Annotated in this window: 11 protein-coding genes; 4 read left to right on the forward strand and 7 right to left on the reverse strand. The window is 74.4% G+C overall.

Going from position 1 to position 12,021, the window contains the following annotated elements:
- Positions 1 to 152: 152 nt before the first annotated feature.
- Positions 153 to 1,214 carry a hypothetical protein gene (locus ACUYMY_RS11980; protein ID WP_481703770.1) on the reverse strand — a complete coding sequence of 354 codons (1,062 nt, stop codon included), beginning with the start codon at positions 1,212 to 1,214 and terminating at the stop codon, positions 153 to 155.
- 173 nt (positions 1,215 to 1,387) lie between these two features.
- On the opposite strand from ACUYMY_RS11980, the gene ACUYMY_RS11985 reads away from it, so the two are divergent.
- The gene (locus ACUYMY_RS11985) at positions 1,388 to 2,209 is read left to right on the forward strand and encodes a caspase family protein (RefSeq protein ID WP_481703771.1); all 822 of its coding nucleotides are present in this window, start codon (positions 1,388 to 1,390) and stop codon (positions 2,207 to 2,209) included.
- Between the two features lie 33 nt (positions 2,210 to 2,242).
- On the opposite strand, the gene ACUYMY_RS11990 is transcribed toward ACUYMY_RS11985, so the two are convergent.
- Entirely contained in the window at positions 2,243 to 3,970 is a 1,728-nt protein-coding gene (locus ACUYMY_RS11990) for a gluzincin family metallopeptidase (RefSeq protein ID WP_481703772.1), read from the reverse strand.
- A 52-nt stretch (positions 3,971 to 4,022) separates the two neighbouring features.
- The gene (gene mnmA, locus ACUYMY_RS11995; protein WP_481703773.1) at positions 4,023 to 5,204 is read right to left on the reverse strand and encodes a tRNA 2-thiouridine(34) synthase MnmA; all 1,182 of its coding nucleotides are present in this window, start codon (positions 5,202 to 5,204) and stop codon (positions 4,023 to 4,025) included.
- 98 nt (positions 5,205 to 5,302) lie between these two features.
- Between mnmA and ACUYMY_RS12000 the strand changes: the two genes are divergently transcribed.
- Positions 5,303 to 6,562, forward strand: coding sequence for an NAD(P)/FAD-dependent oxidoreductase (locus ACUYMY_RS12000; protein ID WP_481703774.1), 1,260 nt, complete (start codon positions 5,303 to 5,305; stop codon positions 6,560 to 6,562).
- A 43-nt stretch (positions 6,563 to 6,605) separates the two neighbouring features.
- Here ACUYMY_RS12000 and ACUYMY_RS12005 read toward each other — a convergent pair whose 3' ends face one another.
- Complete coding sequence (locus tag ACUYMY_RS12005) at positions 6,606 to 7,838, reverse strand: cysteine desulfurase family protein (RefSeq protein WP_481703775.1); 1,233 nt, start codon at positions 7,836 to 7,838, stop codon at positions 6,606 to 6,608.
- A gap of 103 nt (positions 7,839 to 7,941) precedes the next feature.
- On the opposite strand from ACUYMY_RS12005, the gene ACUYMY_RS12010 reads away from it, so the two are divergent.
- Positions 7,942 to 8,892 (forward strand): J domain-containing protein, encoded by a 951-nt coding sequence (locus ACUYMY_RS12010; RefSeq protein WP_481703776.1) that lies wholly within the window; start codon positions 7,942 to 7,944, stop codon positions 8,890 to 8,892.
- Positions 8,893 to 8,928: 36 nt separating this feature from the next.
- Complete coding sequence (locus tag ACUYMY_RS12015) at positions 8,929 to 9,396, forward strand: tRNA (cytidine(34)-2'-O)-methyltransferase (protein WP_481703777.1); 468 nt, start codon at positions 8,929 to 8,931, stop codon at positions 9,394 to 9,396.
- A gap of 47 nt (positions 9,397 to 9,443) precedes the next feature.
- Here the strand turns inward: ACUYMY_RS12015 and ACUYMY_RS12020 are convergent, their stop codons facing one another.
- The 3 genes from ACUYMY_RS12020 to ACUYMY_RS12030 are packed head-to-tail and all read right to left on the reverse strand — an operon-like array spanning position 9,444 to position 12,009.
- Positions 9,444 to 10,205 carry a PIG-L deacetylase family protein gene (locus ACUYMY_RS12020; RefSeq protein WP_481703778.1) on the reverse strand — a complete coding sequence of 254 codons (762 nt, stop codon included), beginning with the start codon at positions 10,203 to 10,205 and terminating at the stop codon, positions 9,444 to 9,446.
- Positions 10,205 to 11,197, reverse strand: a complete 993-nt coding sequence (locus tag ACUYMY_RS12025; RefSeq protein ID WP_481703779.1) for an electron transfer flavoprotein subunit alpha/FixB family protein — start codon at positions 11,195 to 11,197, stop codon at positions 10,205 to 10,207. Before ACUYMY_RS12025 ends, ACUYMY_RS12020 begins: the two co-directional genes overlap by 1 nt.
- Positions 11,198 to 11,208: 11 nt before the next feature.
- Positions 11,209 to 12,009, reverse strand: coding sequence for an electron transfer flavoprotein subunit beta/FixA family protein (locus ACUYMY_RS12030; RefSeq protein ID WP_481703780.1), 801 nt, complete (start codon positions 12,007 to 12,009; stop codon positions 11,209 to 11,211).
- Positions 12,010 to 12,021: the final 12 nt, after the last annotated feature.

Genomic DNA, 12,021 nt, shown 5'->3' on the forward strand with positions numbered 1-12,021 from the left:
AACCACCGAAACCCGAAACTGAAAGGATTCTTTGAGGCATTGAGACCGAACGGTAACCTTCGGGTGCCGCCCGGGCACGGGGCGGACGACGGCGGCACTCGCCGCACGCCGTCGTCCGCCCCCGGGCGTCGGGCCGGCTCGTGCGCCGCCGGTCAGCCCGTGTAGGCCACATGGGCCCAGCTCACGACGTCCTCGTCGCGGGCGGCGTGGGGCGCGACGGAGAAGCGGAGCCACGAGCCGACGCCCGCCGCGCCCTCGACCGTGACCCGCCGCAGGTTGGCGGCCGAGCCGGCCACGCCGTAGCGCGCGAGCCACTCGGAGCCGGGGGCGAGCGGGGAGTCCGCGTGGTAGACGTGGCTGTCCCCGTCCACGAGGTAGACCGGCCCGCCGAACGACGTCGCCTCGTCGACCAGGGCCTGCACGAAGGGCGTGAAGGCGTCGATCGCCCAGCCGTCCTGGTAGCCGGGGTCGAACATGTCCGCCTGCGTGAAGACCACGACGGCGCGGTCCCGGCGCTGCTTCGCCGCGGCGAACGTCTCCCGCAGGAGCGCGAGCCCGGCCTCGGTGCGGTGGGCGACCTCGTCGAGCTGCTCGGGCGTGGGCTCGGACTCGCCGAGCCCGGTCCAGGGCAGGGTCGAGTTGTTGCTGCCCACGATGTGGACGGCGGCGAACGCGACGCGCTGGACGCCGAAGGAGACGTTCTCGGGCAGGCCGATCCCGGCCTGCGAGCGCACCGGCATCCTCGCGCCCAGCGTCGTGCCGGGCTCGGCGAAGAAGGCCTCCCGCAGGGCGCCGAGCCGCTCGAGCGGGTTGTACGCGCCGTTGTTCACCCGGTGGCAGTCGGTCCACTCGTTGTCCCCGGGGGTGTACACGAGCGGCATGTCGAAGGCATCGAAGTCGGCGCGGATGCGGGCGAAGTACTCGTCGCTGCACTGGCTCGAGCCGTTCTTGATGTCGCCCACGTGGACGGCGAAGTCCAGGCTCGCGTCCGCGTTGATGTCGGCGACCTTGCCCGGGAACTCCGCGACGTCGGCCGCGCCGTAGGGGACGTCGCCGGTCACGGCGAAGCTGAACGACTCCTCGGACCCGAGCGGGCCGGGGGCCTCGCCGGCGGACGCCGGGGACGCTCCGGTCACGAGGGCCGCGGCGGCCAGGGCGACGGCGCCGGCTCCGGCGAGGGCGCGGACGCTGCGGGCGGGACGGGATGGGGTCATGAGGGCTCCTCAGAGGGATCGAAGGGGTCGGCGCCGCGGGACGGCCGCGCGCCCCGCCTCGGGGCGCACGCGGCAGGCTAGGCGGCCCCGGCGGACGCGGGGCTGCCGGAAGGTGTACGGCCGGCGAACCTGGGCCTACCCTGAACCCAGCGCGAGACGAGGAGGAAGGCGCCATGCCGAGGGCTGCGCTGTGCGTGGGCATCAACCGGTTCGCGCGGCTGCCGGACTCGCACTGGCTCCGCGGCTGCGTCAACGACGCCGAGGACATCGCCGAGGTGCTGCGCTCCGGCTACGGCTTCGCGGACCGCGAAGTCACCGTCCTGACCGACGCGCGGGCCACGAAGGACGCGATCGTCGACCGCCTCGCGGACATGGCCGAGCGCACCGCAGAGGGCAGGCTGGACCAGCTCGTCTTCACCTACGCGAGCCACGGGACGCAGGTCCCCGACAACGACGGCGACGAGCCGGACCAGATGGACGAGGCCCTCGCGGCGTACGACCTCGCCACGGCCGGCGACCACTGGGACCGTGCGAGCGTCATCGCCGACGACGAGCTCCACGCGCTCCTGCGCCGCATCCCCGCCGAGGTGCCCGCCGACGTCGTGCTCGACACGTGCCACAGCGGCACGGGCCTGCGCTCGTTCGACCTCCTGCCCGGGCGCGCGCCGCGCTTCGTCCCGCCCCCGACCCCCTCCGGCCTCGACGCCGCCGAGCGGGCCGACCGGCGCGGGCTGCGGGACCTCGTCGGAGCGGGCCCGGGCCCCGTGCTGTTCGCCGCCTGCCGGGCGGACCAGACGGCGTCAGACGCCCTCTTCGGCCAGCGCTACGCCGGCGCGTTCACGCACTTCTGGCTCGCCGCGCTCGCCGAGCGGCCCGACGCGACGCGCGGCGACACGCACCGGGCCGTCTCGGCGGCGCTGCGGGCCGCCCGCTTCTCCCAGCGCGCCCAGCTCGAGGGGACGCCGGACCAGCGAGCCGCCATCTGGTGGCACTGAGAAAGTGGCATAGACCGCGTGGCGTGACGGCCTTCAGGCGGCGACGCCGTCGCGCTCGTCGACGGCGTGGTAGCCCACGAGCGGAAGCGCGGCACGCTCGCGCTCGGCGCGGGCGACGGCGGCGCGCGCCTGCTGCCGTTCGGCGTTCATGACGGGCTTGAGCGCGGCGTAGCAGAGGCGGCCGCCCTCGTCGAAGCGCAGGGTGCCGCCCCCACGGACCACCGCGTAGTCGCCCTGGATGCGCACGCCGAGCCGGTCCCTCGCCTCGCGGCGCGTGAGCAGGACCTCCTGGACGAACGAGGCGCAGATCTCCGACACGACGAACCCGTCGGGGGCCACCCGGACGGTCGGGCGGACGCGGTCCACACGCACCCCCGTGTCCTCGTCGAGGTCCATGGCGCGCATGAGCCGGGGATTGGCCCAGATGAAGCGGTTGACCTCCTCGGGGTCGGACGAGAGTGCCGAGAGCCGGACGGGGTAGCGCAGGCCTTCGAGGTCATCGAGGCCGTCGAGCCGGCTGTCCGGGTCCGTCGAGAGGTCGATGTCCCAGAACCGGTCCCGGATCACCTCGCGGTAGCCCTTCGGCCGGGGGCGGCCGAGGCCGCGCGAGCCGGGGCATGGCGGGACGTCGGCGGGCATCATGACGAGGTCCGAGGCCAGGACCGCGCGCAGCAGGTCCGTCCACGTCGGGTCCACCGGGGGCAGGTAGGCGAGCGCCCGGATGATCATGCCCATGACGTGCTGCCCGACCCTGGCGCCCGACTGGGCCACCTGGTAGCGGCTCGCGCGCCCGCCGGGGCAGTCGAGCCGCTGCCGCCACAGGTCGACGACGGCGTTGAGCACCGCCTGCACGACGATCTCGCCGCGCGCATGGGGCTCCGGGTCGAGCTGCCACTCGAAGGGGACGGGCCGATCGAGCGGGCGGCGCACGGCGCCGCGCGAGAAGAGGCCGTCCGCGAGGCCGAACAGGCCCGAGCGGAGGATCTCGTCGTCGCCGCGCTCCCCCGCCCCGCCGCCGCCCGCCGCCGCCGGGGCTGTCTCCTCCTGGGCCCCGCCAGCGCGGCGCGCCTGCGCCTCGCTCTCGAGGAGCCGCTCGACGAGGTCCGCCGAGGAGAACACCGAGAGCATGGCCACGAGGTCCGCGACGGCCTCGTGCAGCGCGAACCCGTCGAGGAGCGCGTTCGCGTCCGCCCAGCGCGGCCGGTAGCCGTCGAGCACGGCGTGGGTGACCTCGTGCGCCACGAGATCACGGTAGAGGGCCATGGGGACGTGCCGCTGCGCGCGCCTGTCGGCCCGGTGGCCGAAGCGGACGAGCTGGGCCTGCGGGTCGTAGCCCGTGGCGCGGAAGTCCGCCGAATCGTACGCGTCGATGCGCAGCCGGTGCCCGGCCGCCCAGCCGAGCCTCCGGCCCATCGTGCGCTCGAACATCTGGAGCGTGTCGGAGGCGACGGCGTAGACGTGCTGGGCGAGGAAGCGGCTGTCGCCGAGCAGTTCCTCGAGGTCCTCGGGCGGGCTGACGTCGTCGATCCCCCACGCGGTGCCGTCCAGGGAGAGCGCGATGGGCTCGGCCTCGTCGCGGCCGGGGCGGCGGACGCGGACGTCGAGCCGCGCCCCGGCGGGGCCGGAGTGCACGCGCTCGTGGGGCACGCGCACGGACGCGAGGGCCGCCGGGCTGCCCGTGAAGGGCCCCTCGGCGAGCACGGTCAGATCGATGAGCTCGGCACCGTAGCCGACTCCCGGCTGGAATCCTTCAGCTGCCATGACGCACCGCCCGAGCAGAGGGACGGCCCCAGACGGACCGCTTGCATCCCGATTATTGCATCGAATGGAGTAATTGGCCATCCCCCACGCGCTCGCGGGCGCGGGCGGTGTCGATCGTGGCCTGGCCGAGGACCCTCGTGCCCTGGTACAGGACCAGCGTCTGTCCCGGCGCAACGCCGCGCAGGGGCTCGTCGAGCGTCACGACGAGCACGGCGTCGTCCTCTCCCGGCTCCGCGCCCTCGCGCTCTGCGCGCTCCAGCCTCGCCCGCGCCGGGACCGGGTCACCGTGCGCCCGGACCTGGGCCTCGCACGCGAACTCGATGCCCCACGCGGCGTCGGTGGCCTCGGCCGGCGGCAGCCCGGCCCACGAGACCCTGATCCCGCGGATCTCCGCCACGGCCAGGAGCCGCTCGGGGCCCACCACGACGGTGTTGTCCTTGGGCCGGACCTCGAGCACGAACCGCGGCCTGCCGTCGGGCGCGGGGCGGCCGAGGCGCAGCCCCCGGCGCTGGCCCACCGTGAAGGCGTTCGCGCCGGCGTGCTCGCCGACCTTGGCCCCGGTCTCGTCGACGATGTCCCCCGGCTCCATCTCGATGCGCTCCTCGAGCCAGCCGCGCGTGTCCCCGTCCGAGATGAAGCAGATGTCGTGGCTGTCGGGCTTCTTCGCCACCGACAGGCCGCGGCGCTCCGCCTCGGCGCGGACCTCGGCCTTGGACGCCGCATCGGCGAGCGGGAAGAGGCAGTGCTCGAGCTGCTCTGCCGTCAGGACGCCGAGGACGTAGGACTGGTCCTTGGCCCAGTCGGAGGCCCGGTGCAGCTCGGGGTTGCCGTCCGCGTCCCGGACGACCTTCGCATAGTGGCCCGTGCAGACGGCGTCGAAGCCGAGTGCGAGGGCCTTCTCGAGGAGCGCGGCGAACTTGATCCGCTCGTTGCAGCGCATGCACGGGTTGGGCGTGCGGCCCGCGGCGTACTCGGCGACGAAGTCGTCCACGACATCCGCCTTGAAGCGCTCCGAGAAGTCCCACACGTAGAAGGGGATGCCGAGCCTGTCGCACGCGCGCCACGCGTCGTTCGAGTCCTCGATGGTGCAGCACCCACGGCTTCCCGTGCGCAGGGTCCCGGGCATGCGGTTGAGGGCGAGGTGGACGCCGACGACGTCGTGCCCGGCCTCGACGGCGCGGGCAGCGGCGACCGCGGAATCCACTCCCCCGCTCATGGCTGCCAGAACTCGCACCGGTCTATTCTAGCCGGAGGGTGCCCGGCGGCGGCCGGGTCCCGGCGGTGGCTGCGGGGCACCGGCCCGCGGCGCCGCCCTTCGCCAGGGAGGGAACCGTGCAGCACCCCATTCTCATCGTCGGCGGGGGCCTGGCCGGCGGTACCGCGGCCAAGACGCTCCGGCAGGAGGGCTACGACGGGCCGATCCAGCTCGTGGGGGCCGAGCGCCGGGCCCCGTACCTCCGCCCGCCGCTGTCGAAGGAGTTCCTGCGGGGCAAGGAGGGCGAGGCAGACCTCGCCGTGAACCCCCCGCGCTGGTACGAGGAGAACGACGTCGAGCTCCTCACCGGCCGGCACGGCGTCCAGCTCGTCCCGGCCGCGCACATGCTGCGCCTCGACACGGATGCCCTCCTGCCCTACTCGAAGCTGCTCATCGCGACAGGGGCGAGCCCCCGTGCCCTCGCGATCCCCGGCGCCCAGCTCGAAGGCGTGCACACGCTCCGCCGCCTCGAGGACTCGATCGGGCTCAGGGAGGAGCTCTCCCGCGGCGGCCGGCGCGTGCTCGTCGTCGGCTCGGGATGGATCGGGCTCGAGGTCGCCTTCGCGGCGCGCGAGTACGGCAACGAGGTCACCGTGCTCGGCCGGCACGGCTCGGTCCTGCGCCAGCTCGAGCCGCCGTTCGGGGACGTCTTCCGGCGCGCCCAGGAGGCCCTCGGCGTCGGCTTCCGGCTGCCCGCGCACCCCGTCGAGTTCCACGCCGGGGCCGACGGCGAGGCCGTCGCCTCTGCTGTCCTCGACACCGGCGAGCGCCTCGGGGCGGACCTCGTCGTCGTCGCCGTGGGCGTCGAGCCCGAGACGGGCCTCGCGGAGGAGGCCGGGCTGAGGCTGCGCGACGGCATCGAGACCGACGCGTCGCTGCGCACGAGCGCGCCGGACGTCTTCGCGGCGGGCGACGTCGCGAGCTCGCTCCAGCCCGCCACGGGGGACCACGTGCGCAGCGAGCACTGGCACAACGCGCTCACGGGCGGCAAGGTCGCTGCCAGGGCGATGCTGGGCCAGGATGCGCGGATGGACAACGCGCCGTACTTCTATACCGACCAGGCCGGGCTCAGCATGGAGTACTCGGGCTACACGCAGCTCGCCCGCGGGGCGAGGCTCGTGGTGCGCGGCCGGATCGACTCGGTCGAGGCCGCGCGGGAGGGCTTCGTCGCGCTGTGGCTGCGCGACGGGGCGGTCGTGGCCGGCATGAACGTCAACACGCCGAAGCAGCAGAAGGCCATCAAGGCGCTCATCACTTCGAAGGAGCCGGTCGGGGAGGCGCGGCTCGCGGACACGTCCGTGCCGCTGCCCGAGCTCGCCGGAGTCCAGCCAGCCTAGTGGGTCCCGCCGGGCTCCGGGATGGGCTGCTGGCCGGGTGCGCCTACCCCCGCGGCCGCCCCCGGGTGCTCGCGGTCTCGATCGCGCTCTCCCGGCCCGCCAGTCCCGCGGCCCTGGCCTGCGCGACGGCGGGCCCGATCGCCGCGGCGAGGCGGTCGACGTCGTCCTGCGTCGAGCTCCAGCCGAGGCTGAAGCGCTGCGCCCCGCGCGTCTGCTCCTCGCCGCGGCCCATCGCGAGCAGCACATGGGAGGGGCGCGGGACGCCGGCCGTGCACGCCGAGCCTGTCGAGGTCGCGATGCCCGCCATGTCGAGGAGGAACAGGAGCGAGTCGCCCTCGCAGCCGGGGAAGGTGAAGTGGGCGATCCCGGGCAGGCGGGTCGCGGGGTCGGCTCCGGGGCCGGGGCCGCTCAGGACGGCGTCCGGCACGGCACGCAGCACGCCGTCCACGAGCGCGGCCCGCAGCCGGCCGAGGCGGGCGGCCTCCTCGGTCAGCACGGCCACGGCCTCGGCCGCCGCGGCCGCGAACGCCGCCGCCCCCGCGGTGTCGAGCGTGCCAGAGCGCAGCCCGCGCTGCTGTCCGCCGCCGTGCTGGACGGGCGTAAGGACGACGTCGCGGCGCACGACGAGCGCGCCCGTCCCCACCGGGGAGCCGACCTTGTGCCCGCTCACGGCCACCGTCGCGAGGGACGAGGAGGCCACGTCGACGGGGAGGTGGCCGAAGGCCTGGACGGCGTCGGAGTGCACGGGCACGCCGTGCTCGGCCGCGAGGGCGGCGGCCTCGAGCACGGGCTGGACGGTTCCGACCTCGTTGTTGGCCCACATGAGCGCCACGAGCGCGACCGTCTCGGGCTCGCGGGCGAGCTCGGCGCGCAGCGCCTCGAGGCTTGTCGTTCCGGCCGCGTCGCACGGCAGCCACACGGCCTCGGCCCCCTCGTGGGCCGCGAGCCACTCGACCGTGTCGGCGACAGCGTGGTGCTCGATGCCCGAGCACAGGATGCGTCGCCGCCGCGGTTCCTCGGCCCTGCGGGCCCAGTAGAGGCCCTTCACGGCGAGGTTGTCCGCCTCGGTGCCGCCCGAGGTGAAGATGACCTCGGTCGGGTGCGCCCCGAGCGAGGCGGCGAGGGACTCGCGCGCGTCCTCGAGGGCGCGCCGCGCGGCCTGCCCCACCGCGTGCAGCGAGGAGGGGTTGCCGCCGCGGGCGATCTGCTCCGTGTACGCCGCGAGCGCCGCCGGCATCACGGGCGTCGTGGCCGCGTGATCGAGGTAGACAGGCACACCTCCACTCTAGCCATCCGGTACGCAGGCCTGCGCGCCGGGCCCACCCTGGCCCCGCGCCCGCTCACAGGGTCCGCTCGGGCCCGCCGCCTAGGATGGACGCATGACGGCGCGCGTACCCTCCCACTACGAGGTGCTCGGCGTCCCCGTCACCGCGTCGCCGGACGACGTCAAGCGCGCCTATAGGAAGGCCGCCAGGACCCACCACCCTGACCACGGGGGCGACGCCGAGGAGTTCCACCGGGTCGCCCTCGCCTTCGAGGTGCTCTCCGACCCCGCACGGCGTGCCGCCTACGACCGCAGCTACTTCTCGGCCTCCACCCAGCCTCCCCGGCGCGAGGCGGCCCGCCCCGCCGGGCCGGGGACCACGCCGTCGTCCGCTCCCGCCGCCGGATTCCGCGCCCAGGCCCGCGGCCGCGCCCCCGGCCAGCGGAACCTCGCGGGCGAGCCCGCCGTGTACGAGCCCCCCTTCGTCCCCGGCGCCACGCCCCTCGTCCCGGCGGAGCTCGCGGCCCGCCCGGAGCACGGCCAGCCCCGGCGGCGCGGGCTCTTCGGCGCGGAGGCCCGGATCCAGCGCGAGATGCGCACCGCAGCGCTCATCCGCCGCCACGTGCTCGCCGAGATCCCCTCGGCGCGGCTGCTCAACGGCCTGCGCTCCCCCGTCGACTCGAGCCACATCGCCCACGCCGTGCTGGCCGGCTACCGGCTCGCGCTCATCGACTCGATGCTCGTCCCGCGCGGCAACTACGCGTGGGACGGCGCGCACCTGCTGCACGGCGGCCGCGTCGTGGCGCCCCCGCGGCTCGCAGAGCAGGTCAGGCACTTCCAGGACCTGTTCCCGGAGCTCAACGTGCAGGGGTTCGTGCTCGTGCAGACCCAGGGCGAGAACCCTCACGAGCCCGTGATCGACGTCCGCCGCGGCGCTGAGGGGATCATCGAGCCCCTCAACCCGGCCAAGTTCGCGCGCGAGCTCAGGTTCTTCCTCGCGTCCGGCCCCCAGCCGAACACGGTCTTCGTCCCCGCCCTCGCGCGGCTGCTGACGGGGCTGCACTGAGCCCAGGGGCACCGGGAGCCGCCTAGGATGGAGGGCGTGTTCCGCATCCTCTTCTACACGCCCGAGATCCCCGGCAACACGGGCAACGCCATCCGCCTCGCCGCCGTGACGGGCTGCGAGCTCCACCTCGTCGAGCCGCTCGGCTTCGACTTCGAGGATGCGAAGCTGCGCCGGGCCGGCCTCGACTACCACGACCTCGCCGTCGTGACAGTCCACCGGACGCTCGACGACGCCCTCGCGGCCCTTCTGCCCGCGCGCGTCTTCGCCTTCACGTCCCACGGCGAGACGCCGTTCGCAGAGGTCGCGTACGAGCCCGGCGACGTCCTGCTCTTCGGCCCCGAGTCCGTGGGCCTGCCCGAGCACGTCCTGGCCGATCCGCGGGTGACCGCGCGGCTCCGGCTGCCGATGCAGCCCTCCCGGCGGTCGCTCAACCTCGCCAGCGCGGCCTCGATCGCCGTCTATGAGGCGTGGCGCCAGAACGGCTTCGCGGGCGCCCAGGGCTGAGGCCCCTTGGCGCGGGCCCCGGGGGGCCCGCGCGCCGGAGGATGGGGTCAGAAGCCCGCGATCGTGTCCGGGTTGTTGACCGAGACGACGTGGAACTCCTCGGCCGAGGATCCCTCCGGCAGTCCCTCCGCCGCGGCCGCGGCGCGCATGCGCGAGCGCACGGACTCCTCCATCGACTCGACGTCCGGGTGCTGGCTGATGTGCACCTGCAGCGCGGCGATCTTGGTGTCCACGAACTTGCTCACGTCCACGCGGTGGTTGATCCGCTCGGCCGGGCCCGCGTAGAGCCACAGCCACGGGACCCGGTACGCGTCGAGGCCCGCCTCCGCGAGCTCCGGGTACGCGAACGGGTTCTCGACCGCGGGGTAGATCGCCCGCGTGACCGCCTCGCCGCAGGCGAGGTGGTCCGGGTGCGACTTCTGGATCCGGTCCCAGTTCCGCTCGGGGTGCATCGCGACGACGACGTCGGGCCGCACGCGCCGGATGAGCTCGACGACGTCGCGCATCACCTCGTGCGTGGGCTCGAGGTAGCCGTCGCGGTAGCCGAGGAAGTGCACGTCCTCGACGCCGACGAGGGCCGCGGCACCGCGCTGCTCCTCATGGCGCATCGCGACGATGCTGGCCCGGTGCGCCGGGTCGAAGCCGCCGGCGTCGCCGTCGGTCATGATGCAGTAGTGCACCTCGACGCCCGCCGCGGACCAGGCCGCGACGGTCCCGGAGACGCCGAAGTCGAGGTCGTCCGGGTGGGCACCGAAGGCGACGACCCGGCGCACTGCGTGACGCTCCGGGTCGAAGGGGCTTTCTGCCATCAGGCGCGGCGCCGCTTGATCTCGGCCGTGGCCTGCGGGAGGACGTCGAAGAGGTCCCCGACGATCCCGAAGTCCGCGATCTCGAACACGGGGGACTCGGGATCCGAGTTGACCGCGACGATGACCTTGGCGGTCTGCATGCCGGCCTTCTGCTGGATCGCGCCGGAGATGCCCGCCGAGATGTAGAGCTGGGGCGAGACGGTCTTGCCCGTCTGGCCGACCTGCAGGTCGTGGCTGACCCAGCCGGCGTCGGCCGCGGCCCGCGAGGCGCCGACAGCGCCGCCGAGCGCGTCGGCGAGCTCCTCGATCGGGCCGAAGTCGCCGTCGGTGCCGCGGCCGCCGGCGACGACGACGCGCGCCTCGGTCAGCTCGGGGCGCCCGGAGACGGGCTTCTCGGTGCGGGCGGTGACGCGGGCAGCGCGGGCGAGCGAGTCCTGGGGGACGGGGACGGCCACGGCCTCGGCCGTGGCGCCGGCGGGCGCCGGGGTCGCCTCGAGGATGTTCGCCTTGACCGTCCAGATCGCGACGCCCGTCGTCGCGCGGGCCCGGACCTCGTAGGAGCCGGCGAGGACGGACTTGTGCCCGACGCCGTCGGCCTCGAGGGCGACGACATCGGTGACGACGCCCGCGCCCAGGCGGACGGAGAGCCGCGCAGCGACCTCGCGGCCGGCCGGCGAGTTGTCGAACAGGACGTGCGTGATGGGGGTTCCGCCGGCGTACGCAGCGGCCACGACGTCGGCGAGCCATGCGGCGGTCGGGCCGACGAGGTACTCCGACAGGTCGGCACCCTCCGGCACGAATACGGTCGAGGCCCCGTACTCGGCCAGCTGGGCGCGGACGCCGTCGCTGACAGGGCCGGTCGAGGCGACGGCGATCCCGCCGACGATGCGGCCGGCGGACAGCAGCTCGAGCTGGGCCTTCCTGAGGGACTCGCCCGGGGCATCGAGGACGACGAGGACGTTCGCCGCGGAGGCGGAAGTTTCGGCAGTCATGGGGTTCTCCCTCAGATGAGCTTCTGGGCGGCCAGGAAGTCGACGAGCTTGACGCCGGCGTCGCCCTCGTCCGTGATGATCGTGCCCGCGGTGCGGGCCGGGCGGGGCTCGGCCGACTCGACGGCGGTGAGCGAGCCGACGGCACCGACTTGCCCTGCGTCGACGCCGATCTCGGCGAGCGAGAGCGTGCGGATCTTCTTCTTCTTGGCCGCGAGGATGCCCTTGAAGTTGGGGTACCGGGGCTCGTTGATCTGATCCGTGACCGAGACGACTGCGGGCAGCTCGGCCTCGACGGTCTCGGAGTGGCCATCCCCGTCGCGCTGGATCCGCGCGGTGCGCCCCTCGACCTCGAGCGAGGAGGCGAAGGTCAGCTGCGGCAGGCCGAGGCGCTCGGCGAGCTGCGCGGGGACGAGAGAGGTCTCGCCGTCGGTCGAGGCCATGCCGGCGATCACGAGGTCCACGTCGCCCAGGTGCCGGATGGCCGCGGCGAGCGCGAGGGAGGTCGCGGCCGCGTCGGAGCCAGCGAGCGCCTCGTCGGTGAGGTGCACGCCGGAGCCGGCGCCGATCTGCAGCGCCTTCTTCAGGGCGTTCGCGGCGTCGGGGCCGCCCATCGTGAGCGCGATGACCTCGTTGCCGGCCTTCTCCCCGCCCCGGGCCTCGCTCAGCTGCAGTGCCGCCTCGAGGGGGTATTCGTCGAGCTCGGAGAGGATGCTCTCGGAGCGGTCGAGGGTGCGGTCAGCGCCGATGTGACGGTCGAATTGCGCGTCGGGGACGTGCTTGACCAGCACGACGATCTTGAGGGTGTCTCCCACGGTCCATGGCCT

It is taken from the genome of Sinomonas sp. T428B (assembly GCF_056780155.1).